This is a genomic window from Pseudomonas sp. 51_B (genome assembly GCF_017491595.1).
GTDB lineage: Bacteria > Pseudomonadota > Gammaproteobacteria > Pseudomonadales > Pseudomonadaceae > Aquipseudomonas > Aquipseudomonas promysalinigenes.
In genome coordinates this window covers 231,810-255,432 of the sequence record NZ_JAFGYW010000002.1, presented here as the reverse complement: position 1 = coordinate 255,432, position 23,623 = coordinate 231,810, and the positions used below count along the sequence as shown (strand labels likewise).

Annotated in this window: 24 protein-coding genes and 1 pseudogene; 17 read left to right on the top strand and 8 right to left on the bottom strand. The window is 58.7% G+C overall.

Annotated features, from left to right (window positions below; translation table 11 throughout):
• Position 1 precedes the first annotated feature (1 nt).
• A complete protein-coding gene (locus J5M56_RS04280; RefSeq protein ID WP_207869903.1) occupies positions 2-1,087 on the bottom strand; it encodes a metal-dependent hydrolase in 1,086 nt (361 codons plus the stop codon).
• 605 nt (positions 1,088-1,692) lie between these two features.
• Between J5M56_RS04280 and J5M56_RS04275 the strand changes: the two genes are divergently transcribed.
• Positions 1,693-2,775 carry a 3-deoxy-7-phosphoheptulonate synthase gene (locus J5M56_RS04275; RefSeq protein WP_207869901.1) on the top strand — a complete coding sequence of 361 codons (1,083 nt, stop codon included), beginning with the start codon at positions 1,693-1,695 and terminating at the stop codon, positions 2,773-2,775.
• 110 nt (positions 2,776-2,885) lie between these two features.
• Here the strand turns inward: J5M56_RS04275 and J5M56_RS04270 are convergent, their stop codons facing one another.
• The gene (locus J5M56_RS04270; protein ID WP_207869899.1) at positions 2,886-5,585 is read right to left on the bottom strand and encodes a hypothetical protein; all 2,700 of its coding nucleotides are present in this window, start codon (positions 5,583-5,585) and stop codon (positions 2,886-2,888) included.
• A gap of 199 nt (positions 5,586-5,784) precedes the next feature.
• Between J5M56_RS04270 and J5M56_RS04265 the strand changes: the two genes are divergently transcribed.
• The 7 genes from J5M56_RS04265 to J5M56_RS04235 all read left to right on the top strand — a co-directional run bounded on the left by J5M56_RS04265 (position 5,785) and on the right by J5M56_RS04235 (position 13,850).
• Positions 5,785-6,066 carry a peptidylprolyl isomerase gene (locus tag J5M56_RS04265; RefSeq protein ID WP_060477345.1) on the top strand — a complete coding sequence of 94 codons (282 nt, stop codon included), beginning with the start codon at positions 5,785-5,787 and terminating at the stop codon, positions 6,064-6,066.
• A gap of 7 nt (positions 6,067-6,073) precedes the next feature.
• Entirely contained in the window at positions 6,074-8,002 is a 1,929-nt protein-coding gene (locus J5M56_RS04260; RefSeq protein ID WP_347709415.1) for an extracellular solute-binding protein, read from the top strand.
• Positions 7,999-9,057, top strand: a complete 1,059-nt coding sequence (gene yejB / locus J5M56_RS04255; RefSeq protein ID WP_207869895.1) for a microcin C ABC transporter permease YejB — start codon at positions 7,999-8,001, stop codon at positions 9,055-9,057. The genes J5M56_RS04260 and yejB overlap by 4 nt, the downstream gene beginning before the upstream one ends.
• The gene (locus J5M56_RS04250; protein WP_060477342.1) at positions 9,057-10,073 is read left to right on the top strand and encodes an ABC transporter permease; all 1,017 of its coding nucleotides are present in this window, start codon (positions 9,057-9,059) and stop codon (positions 10,071-10,073) included. The genes yejB and J5M56_RS04250 overlap by 1 nt, the downstream gene beginning before the upstream one ends.
• Positions 10,074-10,169: 96 nt before the next feature.
• Positions 10,170-10,940, top strand: coding sequence for a 3-hydroxybutyrate dehydrogenase (gene hbdH, locus J5M56_RS04245; protein ID WP_207869893.1), 771 nt, complete (start codon positions 10,170-10,172; stop codon positions 10,938-10,940).
• A gap of 158 nt (positions 10,941-11,098) precedes the next feature.
• Positions 11,099-11,374: a peptidylprolyl isomerase gene (locus J5M56_RS04240; RefSeq protein WP_186477295.1), complete on the top strand. Its 276-nt coding sequence runs from the start codon at positions 11,099-11,101 to the stop codon at positions 11,372-11,374.
• 133 nt (positions 11,375-11,507) lie between these two features.
• Entirely contained in the window at positions 11,508-13,850 is a 2,343-nt protein-coding gene (locus J5M56_RS04235; protein ID WP_207869891.1) for an autotransporter outer membrane beta-barrel domain-containing protein, read from the top strand.
• Here J5M56_RS04235 and J5M56_RS04230 read toward each other — a convergent pair.
• The gene (locus tag J5M56_RS04230) at positions 13,847-14,470 is read right to left on the bottom strand and encodes a LysE family translocator (RefSeq protein ID WP_207869889.1); all 624 of its coding nucleotides are present in this window, start codon (positions 14,468-14,470) and stop codon (positions 13,847-13,849) included. The genes J5M56_RS04235 and J5M56_RS04230 overlap by 4 nt on opposite strands.
• 130 nt (positions 14,471-14,600) lie before the next feature.
• Between J5M56_RS04230 and J5M56_RS04225 the strand changes: the two genes are divergently transcribed.
• Both J5M56_RS04225 and J5M56_RS04220 read left to right on the top strand, forming a co-directional pair.
• Positions 14,601-15,419, top strand: coding sequence for an AraC family transcriptional regulator (locus tag J5M56_RS04225; RefSeq protein WP_186477298.1), 819 nt, complete (start codon positions 14,601-14,603; stop codon positions 15,417-15,419).
• A gap of 60 nt (positions 15,420-15,479) precedes the next feature.
• Positions 15,480-16,094: a LysE family translocator gene (locus tag J5M56_RS04220; RefSeq protein WP_186477299.1), complete on the top strand. Its 615-nt coding sequence runs from the start codon at positions 15,480-15,482 to the stop codon at positions 16,092-16,094.
• Here the strand turns inward: J5M56_RS04220 and J5M56_RS04215 are convergent.
• Positions 16,048-16,767, bottom strand: a complete 720-nt coding sequence (locus J5M56_RS04215; RefSeq protein WP_207869887.1) for a metallophosphoesterase — start codon at positions 16,765-16,767, stop codon at positions 16,048-16,050. The two genes, J5M56_RS04220 and J5M56_RS04215, sit on opposite strands and share 47 nt — an antisense overlap.
• Positions 16,768-17,013: 246 nt before the next feature.
• Between J5M56_RS04215 and J5M56_RS04210 the strand changes: the two genes are divergently transcribed.
• Positions 17,014-17,748 carry a carbon-nitrogen hydrolase family protein gene (locus J5M56_RS04210; protein WP_207870147.1) on the top strand — a complete coding sequence of 245 codons (735 nt, stop codon included), beginning with the start codon at positions 17,014-17,016 and terminating at the stop codon, positions 17,746-17,748.
• A 13-nt stretch (positions 17,749-17,761) separates the two neighbouring features.
• Here J5M56_RS04210 and J5M56_RS04205 read toward each other — a convergent pair whose 3' ends face one another.
• The 3 genes from J5M56_RS04205 to J5M56_RS04195 form a co-directional block, all read right to left on the bottom strand.
• Positions 17,762-18,262 (bottom strand): methylated-DNA--[protein]-cysteine S-methyltransferase, encoded by a 501-nt coding sequence (locus J5M56_RS04205; protein WP_207869885.1) that lies wholly within the window; start codon positions 18,260-18,262, stop codon positions 17,762-17,764.
• 24 nt (positions 18,263-18,286) lie between these two features.
• On the bottom strand, positions 18,287-18,619 hold the full coding sequence (locus J5M56_RS04200) for a hypothetical protein (protein WP_243430495.1): 333 nt from the start codon (positions 18,617-18,619) through the stop codon (positions 18,287-18,289).
• A 185-nt stretch (positions 18,620-18,804) separates the two neighbouring features.
• On the bottom strand, positions 18,805-19,173 hold the full coding sequence (locus J5M56_RS04195; protein ID WP_207869884.1) for a hypothetical protein: 369 nt from the start codon (positions 19,171-19,173) through the stop codon (positions 18,805-18,807).
• A 238-nt stretch (positions 19,174-19,411) separates the two neighbouring features.
• Between J5M56_RS04195 and J5M56_RS04190 the strand changes: the two genes are divergently transcribed.
• Complete coding sequence (locus J5M56_RS04190) at positions 19,412-19,750, top strand: hypothetical protein (RefSeq protein ID WP_060477332.1); 339 nt, start codon at positions 19,412-19,414, stop codon at positions 19,748-19,750.
• A gap of 36 nt (positions 19,751-19,786) precedes the next feature.
• On the opposite strand, the gene J5M56_RS04185 is transcribed toward J5M56_RS04190, so the two are convergent.
• Positions 19,787-19,945 (bottom strand): hypothetical protein, encoded by a 159-nt coding sequence (locus J5M56_RS04185; protein WP_186477304.1) that lies wholly within the window; start codon positions 19,943-19,945, stop codon positions 19,787-19,789.
• A gap of 191 nt (positions 19,946-20,136) precedes the next feature.
• On the opposite strand from J5M56_RS04185, the gene J5M56_RS04180 reads away from it, so the two are divergent.
• The 5 genes and pseudogenes from J5M56_RS04180 to J5M56_RS04160 all read left to right on the top strand — a co-directional run bounded on the left by J5M56_RS04180 (position 20,137) and on the right by J5M56_RS04160 (position 22,868).
• Positions 20,137-20,373 carry a hypothetical protein gene (locus tag J5M56_RS04180; protein WP_186477305.1) on the top strand — a complete coding sequence of 79 codons (237 nt, stop codon included), beginning with the start codon at positions 20,137-20,139 and terminating at the stop codon, positions 20,371-20,373.
• A 123-nt stretch (positions 20,374-20,496) separates the two neighbouring features.
• Entirely contained in the window at positions 20,497-20,820 is a 324-nt protein-coding gene (locus J5M56_RS04175; protein ID WP_060477330.1) for a YceK/YidQ family lipoprotein, read from the top strand.
• Positions 20,821-20,903: 83 nt separating this feature from the next.
• Positions 20,904-21,118, top strand: a pseudogene (locus tag J5M56_RS04170) (GrpB family protein); the annotation flags it as partial.
• A gap of 250 nt (positions 21,119-21,368) precedes the next feature.
• The gene (locus J5M56_RS04165; protein WP_207869883.1) at positions 21,369-21,665 is read left to right on the top strand and encodes a hypothetical protein; all 297 of its coding nucleotides are present in this window, start codon (positions 21,369-21,371) and stop codon (positions 21,663-21,665) included.
• A gap of 330 nt (positions 21,666-21,995) precedes the next feature.
• A complete protein-coding gene (locus J5M56_RS04160; protein ID WP_207869882.1) occupies positions 21,996-22,868 on the top strand; it encodes a hypothetical protein in 873 nt (290 codons plus the stop codon).
• Positions 22,869-23,623 lie beyond the last annotated feature (755 nt).

Below are 23,623 nucleotides of genomic sequence, written 5' to 3'. Positions count from 1 at the left end.
CCTAGGGCTCTTGCTCGCTGGCCTGACCTTGATAGCTGCCAGTCCAGGCGGCCAATGGCAAGGGCGGTTGCTGATCAAATATGCGTCGCCAGATCAGTGTCAGCTCGCCGTTGGCAATCATCGCGCCGACACCAGGCCCGACCCAACGAGTGGGTGTGTCGCTCACCCACTGGCCCTGACCATCGCGGTGGGCCATGTTGAAGCGGAACGTATAGTTGCCAGGTAGGCCCATGCGCAGGTCGCTGACCACCAGGTCGTTGCCGATAACATCAAAGCGTAGCCAGCCCCCTGTAAACCAGCGTAAGCGTTCGAGCAACGGCGCATTGTGGAGTGCCTCACCCAAGGCTTGATTCAGTGGCAGGCGCTGCATCTCCGGCGATTGGCGGTCGAAGATACTGCTGATGCCTTCGTAGTAGTAACCGTCTGGTGTCTTGGCCAGTACGCGCCAGATCAGGCTGTTGAAAGCGATCGGCACGGCACGCACCTCACTGGGTTGGATTCCCTTTTCTTCCAGCGCCAGTTGCAAGCGCTGTTCGGCCGCCATGCGCGAAGCAAGGCCGAACCCGAGGTAAGCGGTGCTGATCGCCAGAGCCAGGCTCAATACCCGCACAGCTCGACCCTCCAACCCTTTGAAAGCGGCGTAGAGCACCGCTAACAGCAGCGGCACGGTATACAGCGGATCGATGATGAATACCGCCGCCCAGCTTTGCGGCGTGAGGTGCAGCGGCCAGAACAGCTGCGTTCCATAGACGGTGAAAGCATCCAGGATAGGGTGCGTCACCAGCACCAGCCAGAATGCCAGAAACAGCCTTGTCAGACTGTAACCCTTATCGGGCCAGCGCCGTCGGGCGACTGCACTCACCATCCAGGCCAGTAGCAAGGCCAGCCCTGTGAGCACGAAGATCGAGTGAGAGAAGCCGCGATGATAGGTCATCTGCGACACCGGATCGGCGTAGCGAATGACCACGTCGAGGTCGGGCACAGTTGCCAGTACGGCGCCGTAAACCAGCGCACGACGGCCTTGGATACGGCCAAGCACCGCGCCTTGCAGAGCTGCGCCGAGTACGGCTTGAGTGATGGAGTCCAAAGGATACTTCCTGGTAGGCAATTGACCAAACCTACCTTTCGGACAGACCCGTACGCAATCAGTGCCACTTGGTTATCGGCGCAATAGCATTTATGCATTGAACACTGCGTAGGGCTTGAAGTAAGCTCGATGCCATTCACTGGAGAGCAACATGCCGCCACTCACCCACAACCACGCTAACCTCACCGGTCGCAACCTGCGCCCTGTGTTGGCCGTGGCTGGTTGCCAGGCCGCTGCCAGTTTTTATTTCGGGTATTGGTTTAGCCACTAGGCGCCGACACCCATCCGGCGCCCACCTTCGAGGGGCCGCCGAACATGAGAATACTCAAACCCCCGGTCGGCTTCCCGACCGGGGGTTTTTGCTTTCAAGGCCATTGTATTTTCACCGATTCGAACAGAGGACAGATTCATGAACTACGTCACTTATCACTACCCAAGCACCGCTGCCTGGCGATTTAGCCAATCCCGTTCGGGCCAGCCTGCCGCCTCCGATCGGTCGCTCATCGGTGGCAACGCTGCAGCGCATCATTCAACGAATAGTCGAACACCTCGATAGGGCCGACAGCGCGGGCCAGAACCCGCCGTCCGCCCAGGGAACACAAGCCATGCAAGCCTCCAACCTCGCACTGAACCTGTCCCAGCCACAAGCTGCCAATACCACTGTCAGTCGGCGCCTGCCCAGCCCGCACCTGCTCAAACAGCAGATGCCGCTGCAAACTGAACTCGCCCAGCAAGTCCACAATCAACGCCAGGCCATCCGCGCCATCCTCGAGGGCCACGATGAGCGCCTGTTGGTGATCGTTGGCCCCTGCTCTATCCACGACCCGCGCTCGGCCTTGGAATATGCCGATCGGTTGGCCGCATTGAGCCGTAAGGTCGATGAACACATGCTGCTGGTAATGCGCGCCTACGTGGAGAAACCTCGCACTACGGTGGGCTGGAAAGGCCTGGCCTACGACCCGCACCTGGACGGCAGTGACGACATGCATGCCGGCATCGCCCTGTCCCGCGGCTTGATGCTGAGCATGCTCGAACGTGGCCTGCCGATCGCCACGGAATTGCTGCAACCGATGGCCGCCGGCTATTTCGACGACCTGCTGGCCTGGGCGGCAATTGGCGCACGTACGACCGAGTCGCAGATCCATCGTGAAATGGTCAGCGGGCTGGAACTGCCGGTGGGCTTCAAAAATGGCACCGACGGCGGCATCGGCATCGCATGCGATGCCATGCGCAGCGCCGCCGCACCGCACCGCCATTTCGGCATGGATGCCCAAGGCTACCCGGCAATCATCGAGACGTTGGGCAACCCGGATACGCATCTGGTGCTGCGTGGCGGCCACAAGGGCCCGAACTACGATGCCAACAGCATTGCCCAGGCACGCCAGGGTCTGGTGAAGGCCGGCTTGCAGCCAAGAATCGTGGTCGATTGCAGCCACGCCAACAGCGGCAAAGACCCTGCCCGCCAGCCAGCTGTGTTCGAGGACGTTCTGGCTCAGCGTCTGGCAGGTGACCGTTGCATAGTCGGTGTGATGCTTGAAGGGCATCTGTTCGATGGCTGTCAGGCGTTGGAAAAAGGGGCGCTCGAGTATGGTGTTTCAATCACCGACGGCTGTTTGGGTTGGGCTGCGACTGAACACCTGCTGATGCATGCCAACTGCCAGCTGGAGACTGGGTCGGCCAAGCGATAACGATCCTCGCTAAAGGTCCGGCGGTAGTTGGAATAACTGTCTCGTTGCAAAGCAGACTGCAACGAGACAGTTACATACGCGACTGCACAGCCCCCAAGCCAACGCTCAGGTCAATAGCGCAGGTTGTCTATATAAATCGTATTTCTGGTTTTACTCATATTCACGACCTGAAAATGCGAGACCGCAGCCCCTGTGGTCGAGTAGCTAAAGCGAGTCGTATAGACTGTATAGCCTTTGGGCGGAGACGCGGATGGTGTAGGCATCGGCAGCGTATCGATGACCTTCCCAGCGTCGTCGATAATTTTCACCTCACTCCCTGAAACCGTGGTGAAATCAAAAGAGAATGAGGTGACGGGGTTTTTGAGGAAGAAACTCACTGTACTACCGAAATGCCCGGCTATCACGCATCCGCTTACGGGTAAGTGTATCGCCTCGCGCGTAGACATGATCCAGCCCAAACCACTGTCAAGTCGTACATCAGCAGCAGGGTATTTATATTCTTTACCCCGGACCATTGCAGACTGCCCGGTTCCAGTTCCGAACGTTTCAGTGCGGTTGTAGCTGGGGATTTTCAGCTGTCCGGAAATCCCCACGGGCATCGGTTGGGATGTTGTTTTTGCACCCGAGGGATAGTGCTCCACCTCGTAGGTCATCACCGCGTTTTTCAGACCGCTTACCGGCGTAAGGTCAGCTGAGGTCAGGTTGATGGTCTGTTTACCTATACTTGCAACCGTGTGCTCCTTGACGGTCAAATTATCAAATTTGATGCGTATCTTGTCGCCGACCGCCATGCCTTCATACTGCGGTATCTCTACCACCAACCCACCTGTAGCGACCTTGCCAAGGTCCAGGTTGCCGCCTTTGACTCCGGGAAGGCTCAGCGCTGGTGGCAATTTCGCCACGGCCTGTTGGGTGCCGATACTGAACTCGAAGTCTTCTGAAGCCTTGCTGGGCTTGTCTTCCCAATCGACAACGTAGTAGACCCACACTTTGTTCGGTTTATCGCCTTTGTAAGTAAGGTGTTCAGCAGGCACCATGAACGGGCTCACTTCATCACCTGCTTCGAGCACCTGTTCGTCCTCGTAGTATTCACCATCGGAGGTTTCCCAGTACAAGGTCACTGTACAGGGAGTCGGTGTTACCTGGTCGGCAGGGATGACGATCTGCATGTCGTATTCATATTCTGGCAGCGTTGGGTCAACCAGGCCTTTGGCCAGTAGCGGGTCCGTCGTCGGTGCAGCCAGCGTGCTGGCAGGTTCGCCCAGGTAATACCTGACCACTTCAGAGCGCAGCACGAGGGTGCCGCGTTTGACTGCATACGACACATCCACCCAGCCACCGTCGAAAGGCTTGATGAAAGTTGCACCCTTTAAATTGATGGGCAGCACTTTTCCTACCCGTTTAGCGGTCATACGGAACATCTTGCTGCTCAAGGCCTTGACGCTGGCATCGGAGGCGGTACCCACTACATGCACAGTCACCTCGTCCTCTTCCAGCAGCGCAGCTTCAATAGGAATCAACACATGAACAAAGGCATGATCGGCCTCGATCCAGTGATCCAGGTTCTTGTCTTTGTTCAGGACAGGTGCCGGTAGCCCGATCGGTTCACCCTGAATATCGACCACAGCGACTTTTGACGTGCTGCTAACGCCATTACGGGTGAGTGTGTAAGTTACCCGCGCACTGCCGCCGGTCAGGGCGGCAAGTACATCGATTGGCACCTTGAAAGTCAGCGCAGTGCTGTCTTTGGCCAATACCTGAGGGCCGTAAACTTTCGCTAGCGATTGGCCGGCGTCGCTCAAACCCGTCCAGTTCAGGACAATGCTGTCACCGGCTTTGAAGTCACCCTTAGCCTGCACCGCAAGGTGGTCCGCGCCCAAGTCGCCCAAGTCGACCAGGCCAGAAGTATTCACGCTACCATTTCGGTCCAGCAATACAGGGGCGGCTGCCAACTCGACTGGCTGCACCTTCACGTTGACTAGCGCATCGGCTGACCATTCGGACTCGTTGCCAACTTCGTCGGTCACAAAGTAGTAAACCGGCAAGAATTCGCTATCGCCTGCCGCCTTGATCACGCTCTCATCCACCTCGATGATCACCGGCGTACTTTCATCGGCTTTGCTCTTCACCGTCACCACGTGTTCGATCGTCTGGTCGCCCCAGAACAGGGTAATCCGGTCAAGATTCTGTTTGTTGAGGTAAGCCGGGATGTGCACTTTGACCTTGGCTTTGGCTTGCGCAGGCCCCACGACCTTGGATGCCGGCAACTCGACAACAGGAGCAGCCAATTCCTCATCTACGCCCTGAGCGCCAAGCACGCCTGGCTGGCCCATACGCAACAAGGTGATGGTCTCCAGAGAGGTCGTGAACACTTTCAGACCCGTGGTGACGTAATAGCGTAAACGGCTTTGGCCCTTGGGGACTTTTTCAGGGGGCACGCGGATACTCACATAAGACCCCACATCGGCCTCGGTCACCTTGGCGCTTCCAACGATGGCCAGCCCCCAAGCCAAACGTAAGCTATGGCCATCCTTCATGCCCGGATAAGCTGGGACAATGACCAACAAGCCAGCGTCATCGTCTTCAAGCAAGGCAACGCTGATCCCCTGATCCGCAGTAGAAACCCCGTTGAGCGCGTCGTAAACCATGGGGCGTGGAGCCTTGCCGGCCGGATCGTTTGGGTACTTGGCCTTCATCGCCTTGGCAAAAACATCGAGCGAGGCTTTAACGCTCGTCGTGCCATCAGAATCATCCTGCACGACGTCAGCTGCACTGAAAACCGGGTCTTTGAGACTCTCTGCGGTAACCATGGAGGTGCCCCTTGCGCATTGGCGCATTGATGGAAGTGCCGCCTCAGGTTAGGAACCGGCAGCTACACCAACAACTGGCAGAAATATCAGTTACGCGGTGTGCGAGTCTGTCGCAAGAATGCTGCCCCCGAGCGCAACGAGACATTCACTGGCCAAGTGCGCTAGGCTTGCCGTTTTTACCCCTCAAGGAGTAGTACCCATGGCACGCGCTACCGCACGTCACATCCTCGTCAGCACTGAAGAGAAGTGCAACGAACTCAAAACCCAGATTGAAAACGGTGCCGACTTCGCTGAAATCGCCAAGGCCAACTCCACCTGCCCGTCCAGCCGCCAGGGCGGTGACCTGGGCTCGTTCGGTCCAGGCCAGATGGTCAAGGAGTTCGACACCGTGGTGTTCAGCGCCCCAGTCAACACCGTCCAGGGCCCGGTGAAAACCCAGTTCGGCTACCACCTGCTGGAAGTCACTAGCCGCCAGGACTGATCTGCTGATCATCATGCCCTGTGTGGCGGCGGGCTTACCGGCGAAAAGCTTCAGGCAGCCCTTACAAGTGCCTGGCTCGGCCTTATCGCGGGTAAACCCGCTCCTACGCGTCATCGTTGGGGCGTTGTCCTGGTATTTGGGCTCGATAGCCCAGGCAGCGCCGACACACGCCCTCACCGTCTATGGTGACGCGCCGCGCTACAGCGAGGGTTTTCGCCACTTCGACTATGTCAACGCCAGCGCGCCCAAGGGTGGGCTGATGCGCCGCTCGGCCATCGAGATCGGCCAGTTCGACCACATACTGCCCTACATCGACAAAGGCATCGGTGTCAGCGAGGTCGATGGCTGGTTGTACGCGCCTTTGGCGCAGCGTTCGTTCGATGAACCCTACACCGTTTATGGTCTGATCGCCCGACGCATGGAGCGTGGCCCGGATGATGCCTGGCTGCGCTTTGAGATCGACACGCGAGCGACCTTCGCCGATGGCAAGCCGGTGCGTGCCGAAGACGTGCGGTTCAGCTTCGACAAGCTGATGGCCGAGGGCAGCCTCAAGTACCGTACGCAATTCGCCGATGTGGCCCAGGTCACAATCGAGGGCCCACAGCAGGTGCGCTTCGATTTCAAGCGGCCCCACAGCCGCACTCTGGCCCTGGATTTGGCCAGCTTGCCGGTAATGCCCGCCCACGACTGGGCCAACCGCGACTTCGCCAACGGTGCAGGTTTCGACAAACCGGTTGGCAGTGGCCCATACCGTATCGCTCGTATCGATAATGGGCGCAGTATCACTTTCGAGCGTGATCCGAACTGGTGGGCCAGAGACCTTCCGGTCAACCGCGGGCGCTACAATTTCGAGCGCATTCGTATCGAGTACTTCGGCGACACCGAAGTGGCGCGCCAGGTGCTCAAAGGCGCAGGCTACGATTACAACCGCGAATTTTCCGCCACTGCCTACACCTTGGGCTACAACGGGGCGCAACTGGATGATGGCCGCCTGCAGCGCGCGCACTTGGGCCCGGCCAAGCCGCAGCCGGCCCAGGGTTTCGTGTTCAACCTCGACAGGCCGCAGTTCAAGGACCGCCGGGTACGCCAGGCGCTCGCCATGCTGTGGGACTTCGAGTGGAGCAACCGGCAGATGATGCGTAACCTGTACATCCGTCAGCAAAGCGTATTTTCCAATACCCCGCTGGCTGCCAGGGCACTGCCGGACGCCGCCGAACTCAAGCTGCTCGAACCCCTGCGTGGGCGGGTGCCGGAAGAAGTGTTCAACCGCGTGTTCAGCGCACCGGTAACCGACGGTTCGGGGATCGTTCGGCCCCAGCAGCTGCAAGCGCTGGCGTTGCTGCAACAAGCCGGCTGGCACCCTGAAGGCGATCGCCTGGTCAATGCCCAAGGCGAGCCACTGACGTTTACCTTCCTCAACGGGCAGTCGGGCATGGAGCGGTTGCTGCTGCCGTGGAAGCGCAACCTGGCACAGATTGGTATCACGCTGAATATCCGTAACGTCGATTCGGCGCAATATGTGAATCGATTGATGGCTCGCGACTACGACATGATCGTCACTGGGTACAGCGTGACATTGTCGCCGGGCACAGAACTCTACAATTACTTCGGTTCGGCAGCTGCCAGTGATCCGGGTTCCAACAACCTGATGGTGCTCAAGGACCCCGTAGTTGACCAGTTGATCGATGGGCTGGTGCGCGCCGATACTCAGGCCGACATGTTGCGCCATGCCCATGCTCTGGATCGGGTGCTGCAATGGAACTATTACTGGATCCCTAACTACTACCCGCCAGGGAGTTCGACCGTGTGGTGGAACCGCTTCGGCATACCGAACATTCAGCCTGCCTATGACGAAGGACTGGACAGCTGGTGGGAAATCAGCCCAACCGCGCTGACCAACGAAGAGATGGCCAAACGGCGCAAGGCGCAGCCATGACCAGCTACATCCTGCGGCGTCTGCTGCTGATCATCCCGACCCTGCTGGCGATCCTGCTGGTCAATTTCGCCATCGTTCAGGCTGCGCCCGGTGGCCCGGTCGAGCAGGCAGTGGCACGCCTTCAAGGGCTGGGTGGCGGCGCGCCCGGCACTCGGGCCGAGGTCGTCCACGGAGAGTCCCGAGCCACCCGCGGCCTGGACCCGAAGCTGATCGAAGAAATCAAGCGTCAGTACGGGTTCGACAAGACCGCTCCCGAGCGCCTATGGCTGATGCTTGGCCAGTACGCCAGACTGGACTTTGGCCAAAGCTTCTTTCGCGGAGCCAAGGTCACAGACCTGATCCTCGATAAGATGCCAGTGACGCTGTCACTAGGGTTGTGGGCCACACTGATCACATATTGGGTGTCCATTCCCCTGGGTATCCGCAAAGCGCTACGCCATGGCAGCCGCTTCGATGCCTGGAGCAGTGCGCTGATCGTGGTCGGCTATGCCCTGCCCTCCTTCCTGTTCGCATTACTGCTGATCGTACTCTTCGCCGGCGGCACTTCGCTCAATTGGTTCCCGGTACGTGGGCTGGTCTCGGAAGACTTTGACCAACTGAGCCTGCTAGGCAAGCTGGCCGATTATTTCTGGCACTTGGTGTTGCCGGTGGGTGCGCTGGTAATCGGCGGCTTCGCCACGCTCACACTGCTGACCAAAAACGCGTTTCTCGACGAAATTTCCCGCCAATACGTGACCACCGCTCGCGCCAAGGGCCTGAGCGAGCGCCGGGTGCTATACGGGCATGTGTTGCGCAATGCCATGCTGCTGGTACTGGCCGGGCTGCCGCAGGCGCTGATTACCGTATTCTTCGCAGGCTCTTTGCTGATCGAAGTGATCTTCTCACTCGATGGCCTGGGCCGAATGAGTTACGAAGCCGCCGTGTCACGGGACTACCCGGTGGTGTTTGGCACGCTGTTCATCTTCACCCTCGCCGGGCTGCTGTTTCGGCTGATAGGCGACCTGGCCTTCACGGTGCTCGACCCGCGCATCGACTTCGACTCGAGGGCGCACTGATGCTCTCGCCGGTTTCGCGTCGTCGCCTGCAACGCTTTCGCCGCAACCGCTTGGGTTGGGTCTCGCTTTGGCTGTTTGCCGGCCTGATGCTGCTGAGCCTGTGCGCGGAACTTGTGGCCAACGACAAACCGCTGTTGCTCAGTTACCAGGGCCAGCTGTATGTACCGGCACTCAAGCGCTATAGCGAGCAGCAGTTCGGCGGCCAATTGCCGTTTCAGCCAGACTACCGCAGCGCCTATGTGCGCCAACTGATCGAGGGTCAGGGCGGCTGGATGTTGTTCGCGCCTATCCCGTTCAGCGCCGATACACCCAATTACGACCTGCAAGTGCCCACGCCCAGCCCACCTAGCCCGAGCAACTGGCTAGGCACCGACGATCAGGGCCGCGACGTGCTGGCAAGGGTACTGTACGGCACGCGTACTTCACTGCTGTTCGCCTTTGCACTGACAGCGATCAGCGTGCTGATCGGGGTGGGCGCCGGTGCTCTGCAAGGCTATTACGGCGGCTGGGTAGACCTGTTCGGGCAGCGCTTGCTGGAGGTGTGGTCGGGGCTGCCTGTGTTGTACCTGTTGATCATCCTCAGTGGTTTCGTAGAGCCGGACTTTTGGTGGCTGCTGGGGATCATGGCGCTATTCTCCTGGTTGACCTTGGTCGACGTGGTACGCGCTGAATTCTTGCGGGGGCGTAACCTTGAGTACGTAAAGGCGGCTCGCGCTTTGGGGTTGCCGGATACCCAGGTGATGTTGCGGCACGTGCTGCCCAACGCGATGAACGCAACGCTGACCTACGTGCCGTTCATGCTTACCGGAGCTATCACGACCTTGACGGCGTTGGACTTTCTTGGCTTTGGCATGCCCGCCGGCAGCGCCTCTTTGGGTGAGTTGGTTACCCAAGGCAAACAGCACCTGGAGGCGCCCTGGCTGGGCTTTACCGCGTTCTTTGCGTTGGCGGTGATGCTTTCGCTACTGGTTTTCATTGGCGATGCCCTGCGCGAAGCGTTCGACCCCCGTAGCTAGTTAAGGACATTTCGGTATTACCCTGATCAGGACGCTGGCGGTCATCATCGTCATCGCCATTTTCTACGCCACCGGTATCGTCTGAGGAGTTTCTCCATGAGTTTGAAAGGCAAGACTGCACTGGTCACAGGTTCCACCAGTGGTATCGGCCTTGGCATCGCCCAAGTGCTGGCCCGCGCCGGCGCCAATATCGTGCTCAACGGCTTTGGCGACCCTGCTTGGGCCACCGCGCAGATCGCCACGCACGGCGTTAAAGTCATCCACCATCCTGCGGATCTTTCGCAAGTGGAACAGATAGAGGCGCTGTTCGACCAGGCCGAGCGTGAGTTTGGCGGGGTCGATATCCTGGTCAACAATGCTGGCATACAGCATGTGGCTGCGGTGGAGCAGTTCCCAGTGGCAAGCTGGGACAAGATCATCGCCCTGAACCTTTCGGCAGTGTTTCATGGTACTCGCCTCGCCCTGCCAGGGATGCGCGCCCGTAACTGGGGACGAATCATCAACATTGCCTCGGTGCATGGGCTGGTTGGCTCTACGGGCAAGGCAGCGTATGTCGCCGCCAAGCACGGCGTTGTCGGCCTGACCAAGGTGGTGGGGTTGGAAACCGCCACTAGTAACGTGACCTGTAATGCCATCTGCCCAGGCTGGGTACTGACGCCGTTGGTGCAAAAGCAGATCGACGACCGCGCCGCCGATGGCGTGGACCCGCAGCAAGCCCAGCACGACCTGCTGGCTGAGAAGCAGCCCTCGCTCGCCTTCGTCACACCCGAGCACCTTGGTGAGCTGGTACTTTTCCTGTGCAGCGAGGCCGGTAGCCAAGTACGCGGTGCCGCCTGGAACGTCGATGGAGGCTGGTTGGCCCAGTGAAAGGCAAACTGGCAATCCGTAGCGCCGTTAACGGGCAATCGCGGTGAAAACCCCGATGCCCTGGCCAACCCGCAAGCGTTGGAGCAGTTGCGTGACCGCACCGCGCTGCTCGATCAGGCATAATGTTGCCCTTTTTGCCCCGCAAGCACAGGTGCCCCATGAAAGCTCAAGCCCGTCACATCTTGGTCAAGACTGCTGAAGAAGCTGAAAAGCTCAAGCAGCGCATTGCCAACGGTGAGGCATTCGACGTGCTGGCAAAGAAGTTTTCCATCTGCCCTTCAGGCAAGCGCGGCGGCGACTTGGGCGAAGTGCGACCTGGTCAGTTGGTTGGCTCGATCGACCAGGTCATCTTCAAAAAGGCGCTGCGGGTGGTCCACGGGCCGATCAAAAGCAAGTTTGGTTACCATCTGGTTCAAACTTTCTACCGCGACTGATGGCTATGTGCCCCCTGACATTTTTGCCAGTTGTCTTGTTACGACCTTTTACCTAAAAACACAGGCAGGGCCGAAACGGTACATAAGTGCCGCTTCAGGTAGTGGCTTCTTCGCAGACTAAGGAGACCTGCCGATGCGTTGCCATGACCTGCTGCCTGTCGCCTTCAGCCTGCTCACCTTGCCTCTTGCGGTAGCTGCTCAATCGCTGGAGGTCGGGCCAGGGGACACCTTAGGCGCTATCGCCCAAAGCGCCGCGATTGATGATTTCAAGATGCTCGGCGGCACCGTGCAGTCGCTCAATCAAGGGGAAGGTTACGACACGTTTTACATGTCCGGAGGGCGAATCGTTGGCGCATTCGAAGATGGCGATTACGCCATCTTTGCAGGCGGGCGGATTGGCAGGGTCGACCTAAAGCTAGCCGACAACTACTTCGAGATGTCTCAGGATTCAGGGGTCGAAACCCTGATTGACGGCAACCTGGTCAGCGGGTTCGGTAACGACACCATCATTCTGCGCGGTGGCACCATCGGCGGCAATATCAGCACCAGTGGCGGGCGAGATAGCATTACCATCAGTGGGGGCATGCTCAATGGCAACGTGCTCGCCAGCGCGGGCAACGACACACTCAATTGGTCAGGCGGCACCATCGGCGGGCGTGTCGACATGGGCCTGGGCGACGATCAGGTAAGCATCAGCAACCTGACTTCGCAAACCTTGAACATCACGCTCGATGGCAATGCTGGCAACGACCGGCTGGACTTCATCAACAGCACCTTCGAAGGTGGCGCACGCTACCTCAACTTCGAAGCGATCGAGCTGCAGCAGGGCAGCCGTCTGACGCTGGATGACACCCTGGTTCTGGGCGACGCGGACAGCGGCACTGGCACCCTGGTAGTCGATGACACAAGTGCGCTGGTTTCGCGCCTGGGCACCGTCGCGCCTTTGATTTCCGAACGGCAGACCAGTGTCCGCAATGCAGGCACCATCGATTTAAGCGCAGGCCAGGATGCTCAAGGGCGGTTGAATATCATCGGCAATTATCAAGGTGACAATGGCCTGTTGCGGGTCAACAGTGTGCTCGCTGGCGACGACGCCGCGTCCGACCGCTTGGTGGTCAGCCGTGGCAGCATCACAGGAAGTACCCTACTGCAGGTCAATAACCTGGCTGGTACAGGTGCCGCCACCCAGCAAAACGGCATACTGGTCGTCGAGGCCCGTGACGCCGCCACCAGCAGCGCGACCGCCTTTGTCCAGACCCAAACGTTGTCAGCGGGCGCCTACGACTACAGGCTGTTCAAAGGCGGCGTGACCGCAGGCAGCGAAAACAGCTGGTACCTGCGTTCCACCTTGGTCACAGTGCCGGCTCAGGACCCTGTCGAGCCTTCACAGCCTTCACAGCCTTCGAAGCCCTCCTTCCCTACCGAGCCTGAGGTCGAGCCAGCAGTAACACCTCCAGTGGCTGCCCCAGCGCCTGGCCAAGCTGAACTGCCCGCTCCCATTGCCAGTACCAGCCTGCCCCTGTATCGCCCCGAGGTGCCGGTGTATGCCGCTGCATCACGGGGAGCGGCGGTCATCGCCCGCCAGGCACTTGGCACCTTCCATCAGCGTCAAGGTGACCAGCGGCTTATGAACGGTCAGGGCGCGCTGCCTGCCAGCTGGGGTCAAGCCTACGCTCAAGGGTTACGTCAAGGGTGGAGCGGCACCGTCAGCCCGAGCCTGGATGGGGACCTGTATGGTTTCAAGGTGGGCCAGGACCTTTATGCCACGGCCAGCGACAGTGGTTATCGCCGGCATCTGGGCCTTTACGTCGGTCACAGCCGGCTGGATGCCGATGTCAAAGGTTTCGCGCTGGCCGAGGATGGCCGCAGTGTCGGCGACTTGCGCCTGACCGGGGACAGTGTCGGCGCCTACTGGACGCTCATCGACCCACGCGGGGCTTACATCGATGCGGTGCTGCAGTATACCCACCTCGAAGGCCGCGCCCGCTCCAACCGAGGCGACCGTTTGAACATCGACGGCCACGCCTGGAGCGCGTCTATGGAAGCCGGTTACCCGCTCCGCGTGGCTGAACGCTGGACTCTGGAGCCTCAAGCCCAACTGATTGCTCAGAAAGTCTTGCTCGACAGTGCCAGCGACAGTGTCTCGCGGGTCAGCCACGACGCCCAGGTGGAGATCACCGGTCGGCTTGGCGTGCGCCTAGAAGGGGCCTATCACACAGCGAATGGGCGCTTGTTGCAGCCCTATGTGCAGTTTGACGTGTGGCACAGCGACGGTGGGCGCGACACCCTCACCTTCGATAACGTCGACAGCATCAAAACCGACTATCGGTCCAGCTCGCTGCGCGTTGAAAGCGGGCTCGTAGCGCAGATAAGCAGTGCGCTGAGCATGCACGCGGGGGTGCACTACGCAAGCAACCTCGACAGCCGCCAGCAGCAGGCCAGCGGCGTGAACCTGGGGGTGCGTTGGGAGTTCTAGCGCCGCGATGCCAGCAAACCGAGGCCGGCACAGCCGAGCAGCGAAGCGCTTATCCGGTTAAACAGCCGACGTGAGCGCGGCTGGCAGAACCAGCGCTGCAGGTAGGCACCGAGCCCCGAGTAGATGGCAATCGCCGCCCATTCCAGCAGCAGAAACAGCACGCCGAGCCAAAGGAACTGTTCACTCACCGAAGTGGCGCTGCCGACCGAGACGAACTGCGGCAGGAATGCGGTGAAAATCAGAATGGCCTTCGGGTTGCCCGCCGCTACCCAGAATTCCTGACGCGCAAGGCGCCACGTGCCACGCGGTTGATCGCCGGGCGTAACAGCCTCGCCAATTGGGGCGCGCCAGAGTTGCCAGGCGATATAGAACAGATAGGCCGCGCCCACTACTTTGATTGCCAGAAACAGGTATTCGCTAGTGTGCAGCACCGCGGCAAGGCCCATTGCCGCTAACGCGATCATGCCGCTGAAAGCCAGGATGCGCCCGGCCCCGGCCACACAAGCGGTGCGCAGGCCAAAGCGGCTGGCATTGTGCAGTGACAGCAGGTTGTTCGGCCCCGGCGCCATGTTCAGGGCAAAACAGGCCGGGATGAATAGCAACAGGCTTGGCAGGTCCATTTTGTTCTCCAGACAAGGCGCCGTTACTGTCGATGCACGGTGGTGTTGGGTCAAGGTACAGCCACCGACAAAAACTGTACGGCCACCGGCTCTGCGCTGCTAAGCTGCGCTGCCGATCAAGGAGCTTGCCATGCCCGCTGCCCGCTCTGTGCTATGGCGCGACCCGGCATTGCCGTGGGTAGAAGCCCGGCGTGCCTGCCATAGCCGCGCCTGTTACAAAGCCCATAGCCACCCGACTTTCTCCATTGGCGCGGTGGATGCCGGCAGCAGTTGCTTCACTGGCGCTGGCGAGGGGGAAGAGCGCCTGAGCCCTGGGACTCTGGTCCTGGTGCCGGCACAGCGGGTCCATGCCTGCAACCCGCAACCGGGCCAAGCCTGGAGCTACCAGATGCTTCACATCGACGCTACCTGGCTGGCGCAGATGCGCCTGGAGTCAGGTTTGGCAGCCGCGCAGCCCGGCGCCCCAGCACGGGTAAGCCGCAAGCCTGCGCTGTATCGTGACTTTTGCGAACTCAATGCGCTGCTGTTCTCTGCAGCCAGCGTTGCCGAGAAAGGGGCGGCGCTGGTGGCATTCCTGGGCGATCACGATTTTGCCGCGCAGCCAGCGTGCCCGGCGGCGCCGGTTCCTGAGTTGACGAAGCCCGCCGTACACGGCCTGATCAAGTACATCGAAGTGCAGGATCTGGCGCAACTTAGCCTTGAGCATCTGGCCAACCAAGTGGGCATGGGCCGCTATCAATTGATTCGCGCGTTCCGGGCAGCGACCGGCTTGACGCCCCACGCTTATCTGCTGAACGCGCGGATCAACCATGGCCGGTTATTGCTGCGTGAAGGGCTGGGGTTGGCAGAGGTTGCCTACCGTTTGGGTTTTGCCGATCAGAGCCATTTCCAGCGCGTGTTCAAACACCACGTTGGTGTGACGCCGGGGCAATATCGTCAAGCGCAATAATCTTCAATACCGCTTCAGGGCTACCACTCAGACTACGGCTTTAGCCATGAGTAAGCTCTGATGGAACAGTTCTTGATAGTCGCCCTCGCCCACTTCCTCGCCCTCCTATCACCGGGGCCTGACTTTTTCCTAGTGGCGCGCACTTCGATATCGGCAGGTTGGCGGGTGGCCAGTGGCACCTGCCTCGGTATTGCATTGGCCAATGGGTTGTTCATCGCCATGGCGTTTGCCGGGCTGGCAATCCTGCGCGAAGGCAGTGCGCTGTTCGCCGCCGTACAACTGGCCGGGGCCGGCTACCTGCTCTATATCGGTCTGCTGTTTTTGCGCCATGCGGGCAGCAGCGAGCTGACAGCCGTGACTACTCAGGGGGCAATCCCTGGTTGGGGACGCGCGCTGGGCATGGGCTTCGTCTGTGGCGCACTCAACCCAAAGAACGCGCTGTTCTACGCCAGCCTGGCGGGCATGGTCGCGAGCACCAGCACAGGTTGGAAGTGGCTTTACGGCGCGTGGATGTTCGCTATCGTGCTGTTGTGGGACCTGCTGGTGGCCGGCGCCATTGGCAACCAGCGGCTGCTCAAGCGCTTCGCCGGTGCTCTGCCATGGCTGGAGCGAGTGGCCGGGTGCGTGCTCATCCTGCTGGCCCTGGGGCTTTTGATTCATCTGCTGTGGCGCTGATCAGCTGCAGGCTGGCCAAGTCCATCAGGCTGAAATGCCCGGTTGTCCAACCGCCGGTATCCAAGTGCCAGACGTTGCCAAGTTGCTTGGCTTGCAGCACGGGTGTATGGCCCACCAACAAAGCCCGCACCCCGTGTACGACCTCATCGTTGCCATCTTTGAGGCGCTGACGCGACCACTGACACACTTGGCGAACCGTCGGGTCGTCGTCGAATAGCAGGCTATCGCGTAGCGCTTGCCACTGATTGAACGGGGTGTCTGCATGCAACAAGCCGATCAGGCCGCTTTCGGTCTGGACTTCCATCGCGAGCGGCAGTTGCATGAAACGTTCAACGAACACCGCCTGCTGCTCGGTAGGCATATCCATGAACCAACCCCCACCCGCTGCACGGTACATGTCCAGGTCCAGGCGCCCACCGTGCAGGTAACTGATCGCCAGTGCCTCATGGTTCCCCTGAACCGCGTGAAACCAAGGCTGAGACAGCCACCAGAGGCACGCTTCGCTGTTCGGTCCACGGTCGACCAGGTCGCCAACGCTGAATAGGCGGTCCACTTTGGTGTCAAAGCCCACGGCCTGCAGGCACTGCTCAAGCCTTGGGAAATGCCCATGGATATCGCCCACGGCCAAATCCCGTCCTGCACTGTTGGCGGCTACCCGCCGAAACCGGCTCATCGCCCTGCTCCTCTACTGCCTGGGTTGTCCGGCGTGGCCATCGGCACGCGCGCATTTGCCAACAGCATGGCACAGGCTCGCTTGCCTGCGCAGGTCCAGGTTGCGATTCGATGCTCGGCCTGCATGCTCATGGCACTGGCCACGGCAGCTACGATTGGGTACGACCACTGGCGCGAGGCTCTACTGGTGCAGCTCAGCCCGCGGGGGGTATGCTCGGCCATTCTGGCACCCTGGAAGGCACGCACCATGAAACTCTGCGCCGTACAACTGGCGTCGCGCAAGGGCGACCTGGCGAGCAATCTGCTCCGCCATATGCGTTGTATAGAGCAAGCGGCGTCACTTGGCATCGAGCTTGTGGTTTTCCCAGAGTTGTCATTGACCGGCTACGAGCCGACCCTGGCGCGCCAGGTCGCACTGCCGCTGACTTGCGCCAGCCTGGAACCCTTGCAGGCACTGTGTGACAAGCTGGCAATCAGTGCCGCGGTGGGGCTACCGTTGCCCAGCGCAGAGGGTATCCGCATCGGCATGCCGATCCTGCGCCCAGGCATGCCCGCCCTGGCCTACGTCAAGCAGCGCCTGCACGAGGATGAGCGGCCGTTTTTCGCGCAGGGGGATCATCCCCTGGTGTTCGATGCGGGGCCACTGACCATTGCCCCGGCGATCTGTTACGAGTCGATGTTCATCGACCATGCTGCCCACGCCCATCGCTTGGGCGCCGAGCTGTACTTGGTCAGTGTTGCCAAGACCGCAAAAGGAATCCGCGAGGGCCACGAGCATTATCCGCAAGTGGCCCGAGCCTTTAGCATGCCGGTTTTGATGGCCAACTGTGTTGGCCCCTGCGACTCATTCGTCGGTGCAGGAGGCTCTGCGGCATGGGACCGCCACGGCAATTTGCTGGCGGCACTGACTGACAAAGCAGAGGGCATGATCCTATTGGACGTCGCAAGCAATACAGCATGCGCGGTGCCGCTGGAAATCTAGGTAAAACTGTGCACTACAGATCCAGCGCAAAGGTCTGTCGCCCTTCCAATGCCAAGAGGTACTGTTTGGCCGGCAACCCTCCGGCGAACCCAGTCAGGTTACCGGATGCACCGATCACCCTGTGACAAGGGGCGATGATCGAGATCGGATTACGCCCGTTGGCCGCCCCCACCGCGCGCACTGCCTGGGGAGCGCCGATCTGCCGGGCGATGTCACTGTAGCTGCGCGTCTGGCCGAAAGGAATGGTAAGCAAAGCCGTCCACACTTGACGCTGGAAATCGGTACCGGCGAACTCCAGTGCCAGGTCGAAGCGCTGGCGCGTGCCGGCGAAGTACTCGTCTAACTGCCGGGCCGCTTCCCTGAGCATGGGGTGTTGGTCATCGCGGTGCAGTTGGCCCAGCCTGACGCGGTTCTCCCGCTCGGCCTCCCACAGCACGGCGCCAAGCCGCTCACCCCGTGCCACCAAAGTAAGGGTGCCGACTGGCGACGACATGAACGTGAAGGCGTTGGACATCGGCATTTCCCATGCAGCCGGTTACTACAAGCACTCTCTGGCAGCCAAGCGCAGCTTGTCAGTGGACAGGAAGCTCCCTTTGTAGAAAGTTGCTCGGCTGCCTTCACGGCTTTCCACTACTTCCAACACCTCGTCCGAGGCTACGGCGCTGGGCGCCGTCAGTCGATAACCGTGGCTGATCGACTTCTGCGTAGTTTGCGCAGAGACGGCTTGCCACTTCGGCAGGACACAAGCAGCGTAATCTTGCGGAGATTTTGCCGTGAGTTTGCTTGCGGTGGGCTTGCCAGGGTTGGCACAGGCGGCAAGGCCAGCTGTGATTGCCGAAAGAACAAAGATGCGAAAAATTGGCATTTTCATTTAACCAGTCTGGAACGTGGTTCATTGTATCCGGGATAGGTGCTGCGACGTAATCCACTAAAGTCGCGGGCTGAACAATCTCACGCAGAATCGGAAGTCTACGTTAGATCCGGACGGGCCTGGAGCAGTCTGAATGCAAACAGCCCGCTTACTGTTGCGGGCTCTTCGTGTGTGCAGGTCCTGCCTCAGACTCTTTTGCACATCAAGGCTGCATCGAGTAGCCGGCCATGGTCGTACCAGGCGTCACGCTGGTAGGCAGTAAACGCGTGCTGGTTGCCTGTTTCTCGAAGTTCGATCAAGCCGTCGGCCTTATCGGGGTCAATGCTTTGAACATAAAGCTTGAGCGAATCTCCGGTAGCGACTTGGTAGGTTTTCACGTTACTCGGGAGTTCATCTTTGACGCACCCCAGATAGGCCTGTGGGCTTCGCTGCGTGTAACCAGAGGTGAAATCATGCCCTGCCCGTACATCAGGGTGCTGGGCGCATCCAACCAAGGACAACGCAGTGAGGGTGGTCGACAGTATTGCGCCTGCAAATACGCTTGAGCTTTTCACGCGACACGCTCCAATTACCCCCTCAAGAATGCTTTGCCAAGTCACAACCCGTTTTTGAGCTCTTATCGGCCTATGTTACTGCGCAAAGAAGCGGGCGCTATAGGTTTTTTGGCTATAACGCCAGCGAGCGTGTTCAGGCCTGTGCACGGTCTTGAGGTAATTTTTTCCGCCAGCGGAACGTTTGTTTCGCTCCATGATTCTCATGCATAAGAACCCCGCATGACCTCAGGAGAACGCCATGGTGTGGTGGCTGGAAATACTCACCCAGTTCTTAACATCTACCGCCTTGGCGGTGTGCAGCATCTTTATATTCTGGGCTTACATGTCAGCATTCGGGAGGACCTACACGCGGCTATTGTCAACCGCGTTGGCGGTCGCCTTGCTCAGCATTGCCGCCTTCCCGCATGGCGCGAGCCTGGCGCTCAGTCATACAATGATTTTGGGAGAGGGGCGCGAATTTCTGCTGCTGCTCGCCGATGCAATGGGCGTTGTCAGCGCGGTGATCATTGCATCGTTCTTCTTCAATCCAGAAAGGCTGCTTGATGATGCTGATTGCCAGACCAGCGAATCGCCATAAGCTTGATCACTGATGAGTCAATTGAACATTTGAGGATCAGCGGTGGCCGCCGCCAGGCCCCTCGCCCATCATACCCGGCCCCCCATGACCGCCACCGTGCCCACCGCCGCCTGGCGGCATGAACATCCAGCAACCTGTAAGGATCGATACCACTGCTACGGCCATGATCGCACGCACGACATGCTTGAACCTCATTACACGACTGCAAAAGTTACGAATCACAGCCCCGGTTAGTGCACGGCAGGGCTGTGCCGCAGAGCGTAATTTCCAAACAGCAAGCCTGGGCAAATTTTGCCATTTCTTTACAGTTGTTAAGCCCATGCATGCCCGCAAAAGCCAACGGGTACCGACCATCAGTAGCGGTGATAGTTTTGAAGGAGAAAGGCATGAGTATCCGAAGCCTTGCAAAAAACCTTCCTGCTGATCCTGATAATCCAGGCTGGGTCCTCGGATGGGGTGTGCTACGAGCGACTCATCCTTGGCATTTCGTCGACATCTATGCCGACCAGCAAACCGCCAGGGCCGAGGCACAGCGACGTGGTACCGACTATGTCGTCGAGTTTGGGTCGCACCGGCTTGGGTCCGATGAATTTATCTGTGGCGTTACTGCCCCAGAAGGCTAACTCAGGTAACGCGCCCGGCTCTCGGCTTCTGTAGCTATTTTTCGCGTTGGGGAACGAGCGGCACCGCGAGCACCGTCGGACATCGAGGTGCTATGATCTGGCTACCTCAAATGGAGTTTTCGAATGAGCAAGCTATGGAGTGGCGTGGCGCTAACGATATTGCTGAGTGGCTGTGCCACGGTGCACACGGTATCGGACGAATCAAAAGCCGTAGACGACTTGGCGAAATGGCAAACCAATTGTCATACCCTTAGTCGAGCATACAGTGGCGTCGCTTATCAGTATTGCAACTTAAATGGGCCGCAACGAACGGGAGCACACTGGGCGCCGTTTCCTATCCTGATTGACATGGCAGCCTCTGGAGTTGCCGATACGATTATCTTGCCGTTCACCGCCTACCAGCAGTACAAACGCGGTAGCGTGCCGATCCGCCGTCTGGCGTATTGATCGAAGGTGCTAATCAGCCATGCTAAATAGGGCAAGCTCTAAGACAGTTCTCGACTTCGAGTATTTCCCGCCAAGGAACGTACATGGTACTGACCAGCAAGATCACTCCCTATGACCCCGCATTCTGGCAGACAAGATACTCATCGCTTCGGCCTTTGGCGAGGCGCTGATTGCGATACACCACGTTGGAAGCACCTCTGTTCCAGGTCTCGCGGCGAAACCCGAAATCGATGTGCTCATCGAGGTATACGATCATGGCAATGCCTCGGCGCGAGACGAGGTGTTGAGAGATTTGGGTACGTTCGAGGAACGTGACCTGTCGGACGCGCCGCGGCACAAGCGCCGAATCCATGCGGTATGTTTGAGATGTGTCTTATTGTGTCAAACGTAGGCGCGGCTGTAACGTTCAGGTCTTAGTTATCGAACCGGTGAATTTAGCAATTTCGAACGGCACGCCGGCGCAAGATCATCTGGGCGATTCATCACTGCTAGCCATTTGCACTGCAAGGTTCCACCCAAGTTGTTGACTAACCATCGAGGAGCTGAACGTGTCGCACACTTCCAGGAAAAATAGAAAAGTCATTGTTCAAACGCTTCGCTGCGTAGAGCGGGACTTGATTCTCAAGGTCTTGACACTCATCAACGAGGCAGAGGCAACCGCAAACAACAAATTCAAATCGGAAAGTATATCTTTCGAAGAGCACTCACCTGCCAATGCCCAATACTTGATGCTGTTTGTTTTTGCCGAGCTTTTCGATCGTCTGCACGATGGCGATAAAGATGTCGGGAAAATTATTTTGAAAATGGAAGCAAACCGCCTTGGAATCGATGCCAATCTCGGCTAGAACCGTCGCATCAGCACTGAGGCCCACCGCGCGATTACCTGTTTCTGCTGTGCCGCCGCCGATAGATCTAACCCTGGGCAGTACTGCTTTTTTTGTAGCACAGCATCATCCTCGCCTGCCGTCGTCACTTCATTAGCCTTGAGATATTCACGCTTGCGCTGTGGGTACTATTCACGCGACCGGACCTGCCTTACAGGGTACCTTTGAGTTTTTAAATTCAGTAACTCGACTGCCTAGCTGGGCAACACAGATATTCAAATAGGACCTGAAATGTCAACGCTACGCGACAATAGGCGATTCCGTGCATTTTGGCGGATTTTGATAATTTGCATGAGTATTACAGTCAGCCTATTTTCCACCAGTGCATTGGCCATCCAAGGGGGGGCAAGATGCACGCGCCCTTACTCGGGTGGAGAAATCTGGCGAGTAGGGACAGTAAGTGCAGGGCAGGAAATTACCGTTACAATCGACATCAGTTGCATCATGTCCTTCACCTATCCATTCGACATGAATCTCAGCCAGCTGTCTGGCTATACGACCTACCCCGGGGTGCCCGCACCGCAGGCTAAATCCATAACCGTCAAAGGAGCGCAGCTGATGCAAGGCGGCTTCGGCACTCAGGGAAATGTCTGCCCATTAGGGGCATGCAGGTCTCTTCAGCAAAATGTGCGCTTTTATTCAAGTGTCACATTCAAGCTAGAGGCAGGAGTTGAGCCGGGATACTATGAGTTCAAATGGCAGGTATTCGGCACTCATAGATCAGCCCCCCAGTATTCAGATGAAGTCAATGCTGGCGTTATTACTTATAGGGTGGAAAGCCCGGCATGCGACCTGGTTTCTGGGGCAGCGGTAAATCTATATCTCGGGGCTTTCTCAGGCAGCGACATCTCCACAGCCAATCAAACAGCCAACATAGCTGTTTCCTGCAAAAAAGACGTCCAGGTAACAGCCAAGCTGACACCGAGTCAAAGCATAATTAATAGCACACCAGGCCTTTCAGCAACCACGTTGAGCGGACTGTCCATGGTAAGCTGCTGGGCAGACACAGGTCAGCCCGTGGATTTCTCTGCCGCGCGCACGTTTAGCTTTAAATCGGGCGGCAACTCACTGCGCCTGCGCTTCACTCCACGTTTGAATGGCGCCAGCACTCAACCGGTTGGAAACTTTTCAAGTAATTATACGCTTACTCTCAACTACCAATAATGACCCGCATTTTATAGGGGTTCAAATCATCGGTCAGCGCCGGCACGTTGCCGAATACGCCAAATGGCAGAGATGGCTCACGCCTGGTCGTAGAAGGACATCCCAATGCATGATGCCTGACCAACCTCTGCGATTTACCGCACGGTCGCTGGCCCTTTGATCACAACAGTGATCCCGGGCCCAATACTGGCGCTCTTCGTGTTGCAATCGCCCGCCACTTCCCCTGTAAACATTTCCGGCTTCCTTGCGTTCGCCGCCCAAATGCCTATCGGTAACGCTTTAGGTTCAAGCCGGTCTGGCAGTCGTTACGTTGGTTCCATTCCGACTTGGAGGAGAAGCTTTTCGGCCAGAACGTTCCACCAAAAGGCAGGGTACGGTTACCCATGCGACAATCTGCGTAAACAAGCCCGCATCTATCGCTCAACAGCAGGGTTACAGCGTGCAGACGCTGTCGACGTATGCCCGTCCGACTGGAGCGGGCTGGAAAAGCCCTTTGATCTCCACCGCCAACATCACCACACGATTATTTTCGCGGTGTTGAGCGGTGTGCAGTGCCTGTTTTCGCGGGCTCCAGCCTCTCATCACCGCACCACAACTCATACATTGGCCCAAGGATTGGGCCATGACTTCAGGTGGAAACCCAGGCGTATTTTCGGTGCCGCCCAACAGCTTTCCAGACTGCGTACGAGCGTCCAAACAACGAGGCAGTGAGGTCAGCGGTGAAAGGCAACTATCGAACCATAGCCGCCTTTGGC